Consider the following 16,812-nt stretch of genomic DNA (forward strand, 5'->3'; position numbering starts at 1 on the left):
TCCAATTTGGAAATGCACCCGCATCAACCATCGGTTATGCAATTTATGGCACAGTGCTATCTTCCTTTTTGGGAGAGGTAGAAAGGGGCTATTGTTTTGGGCGATTGGCACTGAACTTACTCAATCGGTTCAATGTGCGGGAATTTAAGTCTCTCACTTTACTTTTGTTTTGTGCTTGTCTCCAGCATCGTCAAGAAGCACTGAGAGCAACAATTCCAACTGGGAAAGAGGGCTATCTAGCTGGAATAGAAACGGGTGATTTTTTATGTGCTGGCTACAACATAATTAATTATTTTGAGGATAATTTCTCTGCAGGAGTGTATCTGGACGATTGGGAACCAGAAATAGAAAATTACTGTGTTGTCTTAGCTGCTGTGAAGCAATATTCTCCTCTGGCTTACTTGAAGATGAAACAACAGATGGTGCAGAACTGGAGGGAAATTGTCAATGAACCAGATCTATTAATCGGAACTGCTTACGATGAAACAGTCATGATTCCCAAGCACCATCAGGATAAGGATCTGACTGCACTCGCTTTTGTCTATATCTACAAGCTAATGCTTGCCTACTTTTTTGGCAACTACACCAATGCCCTAGACTACATTGCCCAAGCTAATCTCCATTTGATGGCAATGGCAGGAAAAATTGAGAATCCGGTTTTCCATTTCTATGCCAGCTTAACCTACTTGGCACTATGCTCTACCCAGTCAGAACTCGAGCAAGCCAACACTCTCGCTCTGGTAAAAACCCATCAAATCACTCTGGCTCAATGGGCTTACCATGCTCCTATGAACCACCAACATAAAGTTGACTTAGTAGAGGCAGAAAAATGCCGGGTTTTAGGCAAAAATTATGAAGCAAGCGATTGGTACGATCGCGCCATCGCTCTTGCCCTTTTAATATTCACGATGGGATTGATAGTACTATTTTAATTCTTAAACACCGTCTAAAAGCTAACGAAGAACGTCCCGCGATTGAAGTGAGAACTGAGTATAGCAATTTATCACAGGTTGTTTGTTTTCCCGGACAATTAAATCAGGTATTCATGAATATTTTAGCCAATGCCATTGATACCTTAGAAGAATCAAATAGCGGACGAAGTTTTCCAGAAATTAAAGCACATCCCAACAGAATTACTGTGACAACTTTCCAAGAAGATAAGCGAGTCAAAATTCTCATTGTTGATAATGGCAAGGGAATGAGCGCCGAAGTTAAACAGAAGATATTTGACTATTTATTTACAACCAAAGGAGTCGGTAAAGGGACAGGTTTGGGTTTAGCTATAGCAAAACAAATTGTTGAAGAAACCCACGCTGGTAAGTTGAGTTGCAATTCAGTTCCAAGTGAGGGTACAGAGTTCTTAATTGAAATCCCAATATAACCGTAATAGCACGCACCCTGAATAATCCCATTTTGGATTTTAGATTTGAGATTTTGGATTGAAAAAGTCTTATCTAGATGCGCTCGCCAGTTAATACGCACCGTTCTTATTTGCGACTACCCCAATCGTTTTCAAAATCAGATATAAATCGTACATTACAGACCACTTGCGCTGGTAGTCAAGATCCATGCTAACTATAGTCTCAAAGTCGGTAATAGTGGAACGACCATTAGCTTGCCATTCTCCTGTAATCCCAGGTTTTACTTGCAATCTTTGCCAGTGATGGACATCATACTTAACAACTTCATCAGGAGTTGGTGGACGAGTCCCAACTAAGCTCATCTCTCCTTTAAGGACATTCCAAAATTGCGGTAATTCGTCTAAACTCGTGCGTCTTAAAAATTTGCCGACTTTTGTAATTCTAGGATCTTCGACGGATTTAAATATATGACCCTTAGCTTCGTTTTTTACCAAGTGCTTGAGTTTATCTGCATCCACGATCATGGAACGGAACTTCCAAATACGGAATCTACGTCCATTAATACCACAACGTATTTGACTGTATAAGATAGGACCTGGCTCGTCTAACTGAGTGGCTATGGTTACGGGAATTGCTACCATACCTGTAATTACCAGCCCTACAATAGCTCCTAAAATATCAACTAACCGCTTGATGATACTTGTAACAGAAGGATGTACGGGTTGCTCGGAAAATTCAACTGAATTATATTGACTTAAAATGGCCACATCAAGAGAGCCACTAGAGCCACTATATGTTCGCTCGGATGTGCAAGTGGACACGGTTGGAGTCTTTTTTTACTACGGTTATTTATATAAGTATTAATATAAACAAGTAATACTTTAGGTTGAAAGGTCTCAGCCCAGATTTTATACAATCTTTTAGATACAAGGGAGTATTTAAATTTTCTGTATTTTTAGGGATTGGCGATTGGCGATTAGGGACTAGGGATCAGTTAGCTATTAGTACTTCTCCCTAGTCACTGGTCACTGGTCACTGGTCACTGAAGGACACCTACAGCAAAATTAACCGTGTAAGGTTCGTCTAATGATTGGCGGGTGCTGGCTTTGATGGCATCAAGATAACGAGCGATCGCTTGCAGTTGCTGAGCGTTGGGACGGTAGGTGAGACTTCCTTGTTTTTCAAAAAGCGGTGCAGCCGAGAGGGCTTGATAATCGGGATTCTCAGATGAAGCAGGAACAAGCCAAGTCGCTTCCGTGCTGGTTGGCACTAAACCGGGTGGAAGTTCGCCTTCTAAAAAAGCAAGCAAGCGTTGCTGACAATTGCGCGTGTTGATACCCCGATTTTCAAACAACTGAATAATTTCTCCAAAGGATACTGGTCGAGTTGGCAAGATTCTTAGCAATTCTGTAAACAAGAAGTAATCGGTGTACTGTTGTCTGGAAACTTCTAAGACTTGAGGATGTAGGGGAAGCACGGCTAAACCGTATGCGACTCGGCTGCAAGTGGGCGAACCATTTTCACCAAGGTACAAATCTTGGATAATCCTGGCATTTGGTAATTTTTGACGCAACCACCGACTAACTGCTCCCAAAGACGCAACGCCTCCTGTTAAGATGGCTTGATTGATGGCTTCTGTGGGTAAACCTTTCGCAACTAATAATCTATTGAGTTCTCGATTGATACGGCGTACAAAGGGGACAAATACTTGACTTTCTAAGTCTCTTCGCTGCAACAGCCATTTTTGATCTGCTAATTCTAAGGTGAAAGATTCTTGATGTTGTAGGATGAGCTTGAGAGCCACAGCAGCATCTACAACGGCTTTTCCTAACAACGAACTTTCTAAGCGTTGCTGCAAGCGAACTCGTTCTACTAAGTCGGGTTCTCCTGGTCTTGGCAAAGTTAATTCTTCTAAACCTAGGCTAGAAAAATTCATTTGGTCTAAGCCAGGAACGGATGGTTGCCAATGCCAGGGGTTGCTACTGATGGTTTTGCTATCGCTTTGATTCTCAGTTCGCGGTTGTCGCCATTTTGATGGAAGTAGCAATTGGCTAACGATATCTTGCTCTAGTCCTTTGCCTGCATAGGTAAAACTGTGGAGCATGAAATCGTTGTGAGTTAAATCTTCTAAGTTTTCTGGCAAATCGACCAACGCCATTTCTGTTGCGTCAGCTCCAATACTAATGACAAGAGTACTACCATTCAAAGGACGATCGCTAGTTTTTGCTAGGCGATTACCTTGCCGTCCTTTGATTTTGACAATCTCACCGCTAGCACCATCGAGTTCTGACAGCAAACACGCGATCGCTTCTTCTACAAAAAAGACTTGTTGCGAGTGTCGTACCAGTTTGCTTGTTAGTATAGCTTCTCTAACATTAAAGCGATACTGTTCCGACCAATTGGACGGGCAATTGCAGATGATACCTGTAACGCGACTGATAATAGTGCGGAAAATATCTTGCTCTATACCAACAGCCGCCGCCGTTAAACCTAAAGTCGTGCTGCTACGGTCTGCCATTAAGGTTAACAGCAATTTTGAAAGCGATCGCACAACCCAAACCAAAGGAACCGTAGAAAAATCATTTAACTGCAAAACGGGTTCCCATTTCTGTTGTTCATTTTTATAAGGAAGAGCAATTTGTAAATACGGTTTTAATTGTGCTGAAAACAGATTGTGAGATTGAGTTGCAGCCGCCTGATTTCCACCTTCACCCTCAGCTACAGGTGGCTTTTGTTCGTGGGAGTGAGAACTTTCTGTTTCACTAACATTTACAGAAGCTGTTGGTAAATAAACTTCTGCAGGTAAACGAAAAGAGCGCGCATTTGCTTCTGGCTGATTTTCTGCCATCCAGTAGAGAGGATAAACCTCTGTTGTAGAGCGATTTAACAGTGCAGCAGAAATTCCAGTCGTCCCCAAATCAATTCCTAAATACCAAACTGAGTTCGCAGCCTCAAGAGTGACTTCTTTGTCATCTGTGGAACGAGAAATTGAAACTAAAGAACCTACGAGTTGTTCTTCTGTTGCTTCAGTTTTTTTTTCAGTTGCAGCCACCAATTCTTTTTCTGCATCCGAACTCGGCTCAGTTCCCGCAGGTTGTGGAATCTCTTGAGGGATAATCCGACTTTGTGTATTTTCTCGATTTTCTAGATCGTTGAGAGGTTGCAGCAGAGAATTGAGTTCTCCATCAAAACTCGCCAAATCCTGTTCCAATTGCTGCAATTGGGCTTCCTCCAAGGATATATCAGCAACCTCTAGAGATTGATTGTCTTCCTGTGGCAACAAATTTTCTTGTGGAGAAGCAGGAACATAACTTTCTTGTAAAGAATCTGCATCGCGATTATCTACGATGACAACAGAAGGTTCGGCTTGTGTTGTGGCAATTCCTGTATTTGCCTCTCTACCAAAAGAAGATTCTTCCAGAATCAGTTCATCATCATTTGTATCATTTAGCAAATCAGTTAATGCTGTAATGATATCAGCACTGAGCGGTTCATCAACCATAAGAGTTGCGTCATCGCTCTCCAATTCATCTACCACCGTGCTTTCCACAGGTACTTCTTGTCTTTCCTGAGTGTCAGTGAGGTCGCGATTCAACAGTTTTTTCTCCGAACCTTCCACCCAAGGGTCTGGTATCGAAGCTACAGAATCAGTAGGGACTTCTCGATCTGTTGGCTGTGCTGGTAAGGTTGTGTCTTCTGTAATTGGCTCTTCTTGTAAATTCGTTACCTCAGCCTGTACCAAATCTGTTGTCGCACTCGGTGCTTCAAAAACCACCTCGTGTAAGAAAGTTTCTGAATCTAGTTGTTCTTCCTCGGTTGTTGAGGGTGGAGTCTCTGCAAACAAGTCATCTATTATACTTGTTGATTCTTGAACTTCAGGAATTGCCTCTCGATCTTCCTTTAAAACTGGATTGATACTTGGAGGCGGAGTTTGGATAGATGAGGATAGCGTTAGATCCATGAATAACTCATCTATAAAATGTGTTGACTGAATGATTGGAGGAGTGACTTCTGGTGGAACGACTTTTGGAACTGGATTAATTTTTGGTGAAGTTTTTGTGGATGGGGAAGATGAAATACCCAAAAACAAATCATCTATAAAGTTAGTTGCCTTTTTGACCTCTTTAACCTCCACGGAAGCTGGCGGCGGTAAAACTTCTGGTTGCACTTGGGCAATCACGGGTGTAACAGGAGCATCAGCAGTTAAATCTTCCGTTTCCTCACTCGCGTTCTTATCCGTTACATCTGTTACCTCATCTGTGGCGGTATTTGTTTCCTGATTCTCTGCCTCATTTTCAAACAAACTGGCATACAAGCGATCGACTTCATCAGTTTCTATTTGAGAACTATCCGGAGCTACGCTATCGGGAGTAGTATTAGTAACTAAAGTTGTTTGCGTGTCTCCCTCAAGAGGAGATGGCACTACACTTACATTTTCCCTAGGAGCAGTGTTTTCATATACCTTAAAATCAACCTGAGTTGCGATAAGCCGGGTACGGCTTACGCCAAAGGCGAACGCAGTCTCTGTGGGTGAGGATGAGTTGTCAATTGGTTTGGGTTCTAGCAACTCAGGTGATAACGGTTGAGATAGGGAAGGTTTTAAGGTTTCCTCTTTTACATCATTCTTATGTGGTTCGCTCTCAAGAGAGTACTGCTGAAAATGTTGTGTTAAATTACCAATCAAACCCGTCAGTAACTGCTCTCCCTGCACGCCTTTGCTGTGCATTCTTGATAGAGCTTGTGATAAGGACTCATGATAAGTGTGGATATTGCGCTGAAGAGAGTCAAAAACAACGTTTACGGTGCCATCAAGCGCTAGCAACTGTCGATCGAGTTCTCGGGCGAGTCTTGCTACTTCCTCAACTCGATCTGCTGAGTGTAGCGAAGGTGCTTGCGTAGAAGTTGTGACGGGCTGTACATAACTTCTCTGGTTAATTGTAGCAGAAGCATTGTCAGTACTGGGAATTTGCAACTCTTGAGAATTGGTCTCGCCTTCTGGAGATGTTGAACTAGTGACAAGGCGATTCTTAAGAACTTGTAAGAATTCTGCGATCGTCTGCTCTTGATTCGCCAATTGTTGTGCTAAGGAGTAATTATGCAACCGCCTTTGTTCTAATTGTCTGATTTCCTCCACAAGATTTGCCCGTTCGTGCAGGAGGGTTTGCAATTCCGCTTGCAAAGGTGCTAAAAACGCTGAAAATTCTCCTTTAATAGTGGAAGTATCGGCGCTGGCGTGTTGTTGAAGTTCGTTCTGTTCCACAGGAGATGTTTGGGATGTTTCTTCCTGTCCCGCAAATCTCGCAAGCAAGGCAGATTGCTGTATTTGTTGCGATCGTTCTTGTTCGTCGCTTTCGGCTAAGCGGACTAGGAAGTTTCGAGTTTGTTCTAAAATCTGTCGGGGTTCTGACGCTTGACTCGAGAGAAACCTAGACAGTCGCTTGTGAGTCAGTAAGCGGTCAATATCTGCAATTAAGTTTTGAGTTTCTGTTAACCGGGAAGTCACGTTAAGTTACCTTATATAGAACTGTAGGTTGGGTGATATAGGAATTGCTGTACAACTGTTGCAATTTATGTTATTCGTGAATAGCAGCGTCTATCAATATAATGTGTCAAAAATTCGCCTACTTTGAGAAAATAGCTTAACAGCTCGCTGCGGTTTCGGCACAGAAAAAGTGTTCTTAATTGGCAATTTGACCAAATTCTCGTTGGAGGCTGTTATTTTGGGAGCATCCCGAATTTGCCAAAAGCCTGCAAGAATAGAATTCTGGGCTTTGGCTGCATAATTATTATTGGAAAAACTTTATTCTAATTTAATAGTTAGGTAAACATTTTTTATAAGGGTCTTTCCGAATCGCCTTATCATGTAACATAGTTTAGTTTTATTTTCACTGGGTTGTGCTTTAATAGCATATGCTTACAGAGGAACTGTTATATTTTGCTGCTTAACAGTACAGTAAAGACGTTGTAATGGAAGAAAGGTATAGCTTACAAGCACCTGGCAATTCCTGGATGAACTGGGCTCCCTTTTTTCAAGGGCTGCCAGAAACGGTCGTAGAACCCGCACTCACTCATCTTGTGACCCGCACTCACCCAGCAAACCAAGTGATCCTGTTAGAAAACGATTGGGGCGGTTCTGTGTATTTTATTATAGAAGGGTGGGTAAAAATTCGTACTTATAATTTAGAGGGCAAAGAAGTCACGCTAAATATCCTTGGAAAAGGAGAATTATTTGGCGAAATGGCAGCCCTCGACGAAGTACCTCGCTCCACCGACGTAATTACACTAACTCCTACAGTGATTGGCAGTATGCCATCCCAAGATTTTCTTAAATTGCTTAATACAGAACCCATGGCAGGAGTACGATTGGCACAACTGATGGCGCGGCGATTGCGTCAAGTCAACCGGAGGCTGCGATTGCGGGAATCTGACAGTCAATCGCGAGTGGCAGACACTTTGTTGTTTTTGGCTGAAGGGCAGGGTAAAAAGGCGCAAGCAGGAACAGAAATTCCTAACTTACCCCACCGGGAACTTAGCAGTTTAAGTGGATTAGCGCGGGAAACTGTCACACGAGTCTTAACAAGGTTAGAAAAAAAAGGTCTAATTAGACGCGAGCAAGATGTTATCTGTATTCCCGATCTATCAGCCCTCGAAAGAATGATTGTTTAACACCTGACTAATGACCACCTGACCAGTGACCACCTGACCAGTGACCACCTGACAAATGTCTGATGAATTGATGGTAAAGCAAAACGATTTAAATAAAAGTTCTATAAAGTTGGAAGCACCACTAAGATTGGTGGAAACAGCATTTTTGGCTAGTACTGGTAGCTTAATTTGGTTTATTAATTTTTACTTTCCTTTGGGACCTGTTTTGCGGATATTTTTCCCCGTACCAATTGCCCTAGTCTACCTTCGTTGGGGGAGCAGGGCGGCTTGGATGGCAGCTGTAACTTCTGGTTTGTTGCTTTCAGTACTCATGGGACCCGTCCGTAGTCTTCTCTTTGTAATGCCCTTTGCTTTTATGGGTGTTCTTTTAGGAGCAACTTGGACTCGCCGCGTTCCTTGGATTGTTTCCATTAGTTTGGGTACGCTGTTAGGCACTTTGGGTGTCTTTTTTCGCGTGTGGCTGCTGTCTGTGTTGTCTAATGAAGACCTTTGGATTTACGTCATCAATCAAGTAACGGATTTTATAGAGTGGTTATTCCTTAAATTGGGTATTTTGTCAACCCCTAGCGTATTCTGGATTCAAGTCGGCGCGATCGCTCTCATTTTATTGAACAATTTTATTTATCTATTTGTAGTCCATTTGGGCGCATGGCTGCTTTTGGATCGGTTAGGCAACCCCATTCCCCGCCCTCCACGTTGGGTACAGGTTATTTTAGATTACGAATAAATAATTGTCCTTTGTTATTTGTCCTTTGTCCTTAGAATGACCAATGACCAATGACCAATGACCAATGACCAATGACCAATGACCTTATTCGCATTTATACTCAAATTGAGCAAGCACAGGAATGGATAACTAAGTATAGAGGTTGTCCGCCGGTGTTTGCTTGCATTTTAGGATTTACTGATACTGGTTTGATCCCCGGTATTTCTGCGGCTGGTTCAACGCCGGAGGATAGAAAATACACTGCTTGTGCAGATGCTGAGTTTTTATACTACGGTACTACCACTAAACCCAAGTATCCCCTACCTTCTCTCTCAGCTGGAGTGTCTCCTGTTTTCATCACTCGTGCCGTAGTTGAAACACTAAACATTCCGATTTATATATTTAACGCTGGTTTACCTCAGTCCCCTCCTGTTCCTGTCATAGATTTAGGTGGTTCTCCAGCCAAATGTTTGAGCCAAGGTAAGGCTATGGACATAGCAACAGTACGCCACCTCTTTAAGCAAGGGATGGAATGGGGCGAACGATTAGCAAACCATGAGCGAAAAAACTATTACATTTTAAGCGAGTGCGTTGTTGGAGGAACCACAACTGCCCTGGCAATATTAACTGGCTTAGGTATACAAGCTGCTGGAAAAGTTAACAGCAGTCACCCTGTTTGCAATCACGCTCAAAAGTGGGCGCTTGTGCAAGCTGGACTTGAAAAGGCATTAGGGACTGGCGACTGGGGACTGGCGACTGGTAAAGAAAGTTCTCAAACCCCAATCCAAAATCCAAAATCAATCCAAAATCCAAAATCCAAAATCCAAAATTTTCCCGATCCCCTACAACTTGTTGCTGCAGTGGGCGATCCTATGCAAGTTACGGTTGCTGGAATGACTCTTGCTTTGAGTCGCTATTGTGGTGTTTTGCTTGCAGGTGGGACGCAAATGTTGGCAGTCTACGCTTTGACTTGCGCGATCGCCCAAGCCTATGATTTACCTTGGCGAGTTGAAGAAGTCGTTGTAGGAACAACCCGTTGGGTGGCAAAGGACTCAACGGGTGGAACTATTGAATTAGCTGAGTTAATTAGTCGGGGTAGCAGCACTCCTTATGAATTATTTACTCCACCTTTACTAGCCACCGAACTAAGCTTTGCTGAATCTCGTTACGAGCAACTTAGAGCTTACGAAAAGGGTTTTGTAAAAGAAGGTGTAGGTGCAGGTGGTTCTTGTATAGCGGCTTATCTCTACCAAGGGTGGCAGCAACACCAACTTTTGCAAGCGACTGAACAACAAATACAGAAGCTTTTACCGGACTAAATAAATTACACCATATTCTTGTGGTACTTGTGGTACTTGTGGTGCTTATGGTACTTGTGGTACTTGTGGTACGGGCGGGGACGCCCGTACCATATAAGTGGCGGGCTAGAAGCCCGCACCACAAAAGATTTTGGGACATTATAAGTGGCGGGCTAGAAGCCCGCACCACAAAAGATTTTGGGATATTATTAAGTGGCGGGCTAGAAGCCCGCACCACAAAAAATTCTGGGAGATTTTTTATTTGGAAGTCCCTTAAAAAAGGCTGTAATTTCAAACTTGGGTCGTTACTAATGGCTCAGTTCACTGAAATTAGGATTTAGAAGATTCAGTTAAAACTCAAAAGTAAAAAGTTATTTTGATTTTCATTAAGTGTTGATTCTTTTAAGAAGTAATTGCTCTTCTAAAGCTGCTATGCGATTGTATGCAGCTGTTAATTGTGCCGTTAGACGTTGGATTTGAATTTCCGGCGTTATTTGTTTGTCTCCACCTTGAAGATTACTATCCGAATAAATGCCATCTGCTATGACATCCTTATGTTCGAGCTCTGAATTGAAACTAGTAAGTCCTTTGAATGAGTGACGGCGATCGCTGCTGTTTTCCTGAAAACTCTCCCTAGACTCTTCTTTCGCCAAGCTGCAATCTGATAAAGCTTGAGACACCTTACCATCAAGCTGCTCAATGACCTGGTAGAGGGCATCTAGTTTATGGCTTAATGTCAGGACTTGCTTTTGTAATGGCTCCATTTAATACCCTCGTCCGCTTATTTCTCTCTATGTTATAAAATCTCTTGCCAATGTTAACCATACTTATGATTTTTTTAACTTTTAAAATTTTCTGTTGAAGTGCAATATTTAAGTCTTTATTTTGACATATATCTACATATTTTCTTAAAGTCTTACTCAACTCTTTTGTGTAGAAAGATAAATCTCCTCAATTGAAGACATTCTTACCCCAGACGCTTATGAGCCATTAACCTAACTGACACCTATCGCTGGTCACTGGTCACTGATGAGTCCAGCCCGCTCCGGCGGGTCTCCCACGCCCAGGGGACTGGCGAACCCGAAGGGTCACTGTTACACTGACAGATGGCGTTTTTCACTCTCAAGTTCAAAATCTCAAATCTAAAATCAATGGAGCGACGGTATTTTTTACTAAGTACAAGTACTATAGCACTATCACAACTGCTGATTGGGTGTAATCAAAACAATCAACCAACACTCAACGTACAGTTGTTAAAAGGTTCTATCCCTAGCCAAGTGGTAAGTCAATTTAGCCAGGGATTGAAGGCACAGTTAAAGTTTGCTCCAGTAGAGCAATTACAAGATTTATTTGAGAAATTGAAAGATTGGCAGAAAAAAACAAATACTAAGGAAGCAGAAAAAGGAATTTCTCTACCTTTTATAGGATCTAACCAAAAATCGGCTATATCGGACTTAGTAACAATGGGGGATTTTTGGTTAGCTCAGGCAATTCAGGACAAGCTGATTAAACCATTAGAAGCGGACAAAATAAAGCAGTGGTCCGCTTTACCCAAGCGGTGGCAAAACTTAGTCACGCGCAATGACAAAGGGCTACTCGATCCTAAAGGAAAAGTTTGGGCTGTCCCTTATCGCTGGGGAAGCACGGTCATTGTTTATCGCCGTGACAAATTCCAAGAATTAGGATGGAAACCGACAGATTGGAGCGATTTGTGGCGAAATGACTTACAAGGACGTATTTCGTTATTGGAACAGCCAAGAGAAGCGATCGGGTTAGTTTTAAAGAAACTGGGTCAATCTTACAATCAGGAAAATCTTGATAAAGTTTCAAATTTAGAAAAAGAACTAGTATCACTGGATAAACAAGTAAAATTTTACAGTTCCACAAAGTATTTAGAACCCTTAATCGTTGGAGACACCTGGTTAGCAGTGGGTTGGTCAAATGATGTTGTCCAAACACTTGGGCGTTATCCCCAACTTGCTGTCGTTGTTCCCAAGTCTGGAACTGCAATATGGGCAGACCTCTGGGTAAGCCCTGCGGGTAAGGAAAATGAAGATTTACTATACAAATGGATAGATTTTTGCTTAACTCCTCAAGTGGCTCAAGAAATATCTTTGTTTGCCAAAAGCAATTCACCGGCGATGGCAAATCTACCTAAGTCCGAGATGCAAGAGTCTCTACGCAATTTACTACAGATGAATACTGACGTTTTTGATAAAAGTGATTTTTTACTTCCTCTATCACCATCAGCCATGACTCAGTATCAATCTTTATTTGCTCGCATTCGAGGATAGGGATTGGCGATTGGCGATTGGGGACTAGGAAATTTATTAGTTGACTCCAATCCCTACTCCCTACTCCCTACCCCTAGCTTGCTTTGAAGGTTCATGTCTATCCTACACTTAACAGGACTTGCGCTAAAATTGCACGTGTAAGTTGCCAATCGTTCTTGTTGATAGTTAAACACGCGGATATTGTAACCATAATTGCGTGCGACTGTACCCAAACGATTCACGAAATCATAACGTTCTAGATAATCTAGCAAACTCCAAATTTGTTGATTGACGAGCAAATCTACTCTGGCGGGTTCTGCACCAGACATTGGGTATGCTATCCAGTTATCTAGGAGTTTGTTTTCCGAATTTTCTTTTGCCAACCACAAGCTAGGAACAGTCAAATGCTCTTGGTAGATGGTATTAGCGGTAACAACAGAACCTGTAGGATTCGTTAATAGATTTAATTCTAACGGTTTGTCAGAAGCTAGTGGAATTGATAGATTTTCTGCAAGTGAAGGTTGATTGGGTAGTGAGACTACAGTTATCCAAATACCTAAAAATAGTGCAAGCTGGCGCATTTTTGAATAAAAAAGTAAAAAATACGAAGACTATGATATGGCTTGAAAACAGATTTTGTTTACGTATAAATACTAGTATCTTTAAATCTTAGACTTTTAGATATATCCGAGCGCTGGTCAACGATTGCTGTTTATTGGTAGTTCAATGACAAATGTTGTGCCTCGCTCGGAGTCTGAATGGCACCAAAGTTGTCCGTTATGTTGGCTAACAATAATTTGGTGACTGATAGATAATCCTAAGCCTGTTCCTTTACCAGGAGGTTTTGTAGTAAAAAAGGGAGCGAAGATTTCTGATTGAATGTTTGACTTGATTCCACATCCATTATCAGTAATATTAATAATAATGTAATCTTTTTCTTTCACGTTAAGACTCTTTTTGGAGTCTTTTTTTATATAAGTAGAAATTTGAAGCTTTGGTTGAACAACCTTAACTTGCCCATCAAAATCTAGTTTTTTAGTTGCCATTTCATCTACAGCATCAATAGCATTGCTAATAATGTTCATAAATACTTGATTCAGTTGACTGGGATAACATTCTATGAGAGGGAGAACACCGTAATCTTTGATAACTTGAATTTCTCTAGATTTATCTTGTTGCAAGCGATATTGCAAGAGGAGTAAAGTACTGTCTATCCCTTCATGAATATCCGCTTTTTTGAGTGCTTCTTCACCAAGACGAGAGAAATTCCGTAAGGACAAGACAATTTGGCTAATTCGCTGAGCACCTGCTGCTATAGAGACTAATAATTTAGAAAAATCTTCTGCAACAAAATCTAAGTTGATGTATTCTATTCGTTGTTGAATTTGCGCTATAGAGTTGGGGTAGTATTGCTGATAAAGTTTTAAAAGGTCTAACAAATCTCGAGCATAGGTCTGAGCGTGAGGGATATTGCCATAGATAAAACTAACGGGATTGTTAATTTCGTGAGCAACTCCTGCAACTAATTGCCCTAAACTTGCCATTTTTTCATTATGAATCAATAAACTTTGAGTGCGGGTGAGTTCTTCTAGGGTGATTTCTAGCTGAGTCGCTTTCTCTCGCTCTTGTTCTGAAAGTATCCGCAAAGCTTCTTCTATCTTCTTTCGTTCAGTAATTTCTTGTTCTAGTTCTAAGTTGATTTTTTGCAAAAATTCTGGGCTGGGAAGGGCAAGTGCTAAAGGAACTAACGGTACTAAAGTTAGCGCAGTATATACCGAAATAATGGCAGTTATCGCTTTCAAAAATCCACTCATCCAATAAATTGGATGCCAAAGCGTCCAGATCTCCATGATATGGGTTGTACCACAAGCGACAATGAACGCTCCAAACAGTAAGAAAATCCAAGAGAAAGGTAAATCTTGACGTTTCTGGACAAAGTAGAGTATGACTGCTGGAATTGAGTAATAAGCGATCGCAATACAGCTATCTGATAAGATATGTAGCCAAACTAATCCAGGATTCCAAAGATAGCAATGACCGTGAGGTATAAAAGCTATGAGCATAAAAAGATTTTGCAAAACCTCAGCTATAAATTTAAGATATGATAAGAGTCTGTAATTTGTGGAAAATACTGAGATTAAAAAACTCAGTATCTAGAGATATTAAGTTTCTCGATTCGCGTGAATGTTACAATAAATAGCGTATTCTTTTGTCTTAAAACAACCGTTAAAGTACTGGTTAGCTTACCATACTAAGTAAATAGGCTTCATAAAGTAAACCCAAGGCAATGATTCTCGAACAAAACTCTCCTTCTTTAGAGGAGATAGCAGAATTTCTCAATGATTCTCTGGATGTTGATAAAGATTTTCAGGAAGAACAGGGGGGCGTGTATATCCCTTCAGTACGTCCGATCGCACGTTTGGGTTTAGCGCTAGAGCCGTGGGCGGAATTGCGGGAATGGGTTGAGGTAAAAAATTTAGATGCTCTGTTCTTGCATCGACCTTGGAAACTTCAATCGGAACAACTCGCACCAGATATCGGTGTCATATCTTATCATTTGGCATTTGACGAACGCCTAACGCTCTCATATAACCCGGAATTGGCGCAAATTTTGGAAATGTCTGGATTGGAAGTTTTGGGCGAGAAAAAAAACAGACCTATTGGAATGATTGGAGAAGTTCCAATGCAGAGCTTTGTTGAGTTGCGCGATCGCATCAGTCAAATTTTTGGGGGATACGAGCACATCCATGAAGTAGATAACTCTAAAGAAATCCGAAAAATTGCCGTTGTCGGTGCAATGACAGATGAACTGGTACGAGAAGCCACAAATCGCGGTGCAACAGTCTACATTACAGGACAATTACGAAAATCAGCCGATGTTGCATTGCAAGAAACGAAAATTATGGCGATCGCTGTAGGTCATCGCCGTAGCGAAATATGGGGTTTACAAGCGCTAGCTAAGTTATTACACAAGCGATGGTCTAGTCTCGAATTTGTTTTTGCTTCTTAACTACTCTCTTTCCACTCTAAAATTACCGATTTTCGTAGAGTGGGCACTACCCACCATTCGCTATTGGTAGGTAGTGCCTACCCCTACCTGTTTACGTAATCTTCTAGTGGGAAGGGAGTAATTAGTTTGAGACTAAGACAATATACTAATTACAGAGTTTCATGAATAATTTCTAATTCCTTTAAAATGTAATTCTTTTTTATAAAACCGTATTGTATTTAACAGTATTTAATTAATAGAAGAATTGCCAAAATGGCAACTTAGAGATAAATAGCCTTTATACATTAAAGACAGTTAAAGATGGTAAACGACTTCAAGGGTGTTACGATCGGGGTGTATCACATATTCAATTATTTGTGATACACTTTTCGCAAATCAAGAAGGTAAATAGCTCGAAACAGCTAAATGAAGGAACGTCAGCATGGCTGAAATCCTCACCAGTACTAGAGTTTCAGTAGCAATAGAGGAGTGGCAGCACGAAAGCAAATTGTATGCTTGCTTCCACTTTTTTTAGTCTTGAAAATACTTTTCGTTAATAGCTAACAATTTCAAAACTGTTAGAGAAGACTGACATATGAGGGGTATTGCCCTACATTCTTATCAACAAAGAGAATGATATATTTCAAAATATTTAGTTTATTTCATGTCATGAAAGATATAGTTTCACTTATTTTAAGTTTGATTTGTAGTACTTTTAACGGTTATATGAATTCTAACAAAAGTGCCAGAGTGGCAACAAAGAACAAAGACAATGAACTAAATTAAATATCAGAAATAGCGGCAAGGATACGAGAGATAAACAAGAGTATCTACCACTAAAAAACCTCAGATAGTATCTCGTATCCAAAGCAAGATCTCAATCTCTTAACAGAGTCAGAAAAAGAATTTAATAACAAGCGTGTATTTGTCGCAACAGGAATAGTCGAGACGTTGTTAATTACAGAAAGCCCCCTAAATAACTGACAACATCTCCACATATTCCCTAGCGCCTCAGCGACAGATAGCGAGTGGGAGCATGAAAGCGATTGGTATGCTTGCTCCCACTTTTTTTTTATATCTTCCAGACTTTTGGTTAATTAGTAACAGTTAAAATTGAGAGCAGTCAAATAAAAAATGAGGGGTAATGCCCTGCATTCTCATGGAGAGGGAAAATGATATATTCAAGATAGTTAAGTCATCTCAAGTCATGAAAGAGCCAGTTGACAGACTCTTAATTGTGAAATTTGTGATGAAATTAACGGTTAAATAAACTACTAACAAACGTGCCAGAGTGGCAACAAAGAACAAAGACAATGAACTAAATTAAACATTAGAAACAGCGACAAGGATACAGAGACAAACAAGAGTATCTATCACTAAAAAACCTCAGATAATATCTGGTATCCAAAGCTAGTAGAAAAAGAATTCAAGAACAAGCGTGCATTTGTCGCAACAGGAATAGTCGAGACGTTGTTAATTACAGAAAGCCCCCTAAATAACTGACAACATCTCCACATAT

General features: G+C 41.0%; 10 protein-coding genes and 2 pseudogenes. 7 read left to right on the plus strand and 5 right to left on the minus strand.

Annotation, left to right across the window (positions count from 1 at the left end; translation table 11 throughout):
• Both ACKTT2_RS03410 and ACKTT2_RS03415 read left to right on the plus strand, forming a co-directional pair.
• Window positions 1–932: pseudogene (locus ACKTT2_RS03410) on the plus strand (serine/threonine protein kinase); the annotation flags it as partial.
• Window positions 893–1,381 (plus strand): annotated as a pseudogene (locus ACKTT2_RS03415) (sensor histidine kinase); the annotation flags it as partial. The pseudogenes ACKTT2_RS03410 and ACKTT2_RS03415, both read left to right, overlap by 40 nt.
• Window positions 1,382–1,471: 90 nt before the next feature.
• Here ACKTT2_RS03415 and ACKTT2_RS03420 read toward each other — a convergent pair.
• Together ACKTT2_RS03420 and ACKTT2_RS03425 are read right to left on the minus strand one after the other, a co-directional pair.
• Window positions 1,472–2,128, minus strand: coding sequence for a sugar transferase (locus tag ACKTT2_RS03420; protein WP_407884007.1), 657 nt, complete (start codon window positions 2,126–2,128; stop codon window positions 1,472–1,474).
• 272 nt (window positions 2,129–2,400) lie between these two features.
• Complete coding sequence (locus ACKTT2_RS03425) at window positions 2,401–6,864, minus strand: hypothetical protein (RefSeq protein ID WP_407883989.1); 4,464 nt, start codon at window positions 6,862–6,864, stop codon at window positions 2,401–2,403.
• A gap of 464 nt (window positions 6,865–7,328) precedes the next feature.
• On the opposite strand from ACKTT2_RS03425, the gene ACKTT2_RS03430 reads away from it, so the two are divergent.
• The 3 genes from ACKTT2_RS03430 to cobT all read left to right on the plus strand — a co-directional run bounded on the left by ACKTT2_RS03430 (window position 7,329) and on the right by cobT (window position 10,052).
• Complete coding sequence (locus tag ACKTT2_RS03430; protein ID WP_407883991.1) at window positions 7,329–8,027, plus strand: Crp/Fnr family transcriptional regulator; 699 nt, start codon at window positions 7,329–7,331, stop codon at window positions 8,025–8,027.
• A gap of 55 nt (window positions 8,028–8,082) precedes the next feature.
• Window positions 8,083–8,754, plus strand: coding sequence for a DUF2232 domain-containing protein (locus tag ACKTT2_RS03435; protein ID WP_407883993.1), 672 nt, complete (start codon window positions 8,083–8,085; stop codon window positions 8,752–8,754).
• 71 nt (window positions 8,755–8,825) lie between these two features.
• Entirely contained in the window at window positions 8,826–10,052 is a 1,227-nt protein-coding gene (cobT, locus tag ACKTT2_RS03440) for a nicotinate mononucleotide-dependent phosphoribosyltransferase CobT (protein ID WP_407883995.1), read from the plus strand.
• A 365-nt stretch (window positions 10,053–10,417) separates the two neighbouring features.
• On the opposite strand, the gene ACKTT2_RS03445 is transcribed toward cobT, so the two are convergent.
• Window positions 10,418–10,795 carry a hypothetical protein gene (locus ACKTT2_RS03445; protein WP_407883997.1) on the minus strand — a complete coding sequence of 126 codons (378 nt, stop codon included), beginning with the start codon at window positions 10,793–10,795 and terminating at the stop codon, window positions 10,418–10,420.
• Window positions 10,796–11,182: 387 nt separating this feature from the next.
• On the opposite strand from ACKTT2_RS03445, the gene ACKTT2_RS03450 reads away from it, so the two are divergent.
• Entirely contained in the window at window positions 11,183–12,325 is a 1,143-nt protein-coding gene (locus ACKTT2_RS03450) for an extracellular solute-binding protein (RefSeq protein WP_407883999.1), read from the plus strand.
• Window positions 12,326–12,378: 53 nt separating this feature from the next.
• Here ACKTT2_RS03450 and ACKTT2_RS03455 read toward each other — a convergent pair whose 3' ends face one another.
• Both ACKTT2_RS03455 and ACKTT2_RS03460 read right to left on the minus strand, forming a co-directional pair.
• Window positions 12,379–12,885 (minus strand): hypothetical protein, encoded by a 507-nt coding sequence (locus ACKTT2_RS03455; protein ID WP_407884001.1) that lies wholly within the window; start codon window positions 12,883–12,885, stop codon window positions 12,379–12,381.
• Between the two features lie 117 nt (window positions 12,886–13,002).
• A complete protein-coding gene (locus ACKTT2_RS03460; protein ID WP_407884003.1) occupies window positions 13,003–14,367 on the minus strand; it encodes a sensor histidine kinase in 1,365 nt (454 codons plus the stop codon).
• A gap of 224 nt (window positions 14,368–14,591) precedes the next feature.
• Here ACKTT2_RS03460 and ACKTT2_RS03465 point away from each other — a divergent pair, with 224 nt between their 5' ends.
• Window positions 14,592–15,314, plus strand: coding sequence for a Nif3-like dinuclear metal center hexameric protein (locus ACKTT2_RS03465; RefSeq protein ID WP_407884005.1), 723 nt, complete (start codon window positions 14,592–14,594; stop codon window positions 15,312–15,314).
• Window positions 15,315–16,812 lie beyond the last annotated feature (1,498 nt).

It is taken from the genome of Scytonema hankhaensis NUACC26, assembly GCF_045865695.1.
Classification (GTDB): domain Bacteria; phylum Cyanobacteriota; class Cyanobacteriia; order Cyanobacteriales; family Nostocaceae; genus Scytonema.

Excerpts from the sequence above, each read along its gene's own strand:
- ACKTT2_RS03430 (WP_407883991.1), top strand. The coding sequence starts at position 7,329 with ATGGAAGAAAGGTATAGCTTACAAGCACCTGGCAATTCCTGGATGAAC.
- ACKTT2_RS03435 (WP_407883993.1), top strand. The coding sequence starts at position 8,083 with ATGTCTGATGAATTGATGGTAAAGCAAAACGATTTAAATAAAAGTTCT.
- cobT (WP_407883995.1), top strand. The coding sequence starts at position 8,826 with ATGACCAATGACCTTATTCGCATTTATACTCAAATTGAGCAAGCACAG.
- ACKTT2_RS03445 (WP_407883997.1), bottom strand. The coding sequence starts at position 10,795 with ATGGAGCCATTACAAAAGCAAGTCCTGACATTAAGCCATAAACTAGAT.
- ACKTT2_RS03450 (WP_407883999.1), top strand. The coding sequence starts at position 11,183 with ATGGAGCGACGGTATTTTTTACTAAGTACAAGTACTATAGCACTATCA.
- ACKTT2_RS03455 (WP_407884001.1), bottom strand. The coding sequence starts at position 12,885 with ATGCGCCAGCTTGCACTATTTTTAGGTATTTGGATAACTGTAGTCTCA.
- ACKTT2_RS03460 (WP_407884003.1), bottom strand. The coding sequence starts at position 14,367 with ATGCTCATAGCTTTTATACCTCACGGTCATTGCTATCTTTGGAATCCT.
- ACKTT2_RS03465 (WP_407884005.1), top strand. The coding sequence starts at position 14,592 with ATGATTCTCGAACAAAACTCTCCTTCTTTAGAGGAGATAGCAGAATTT.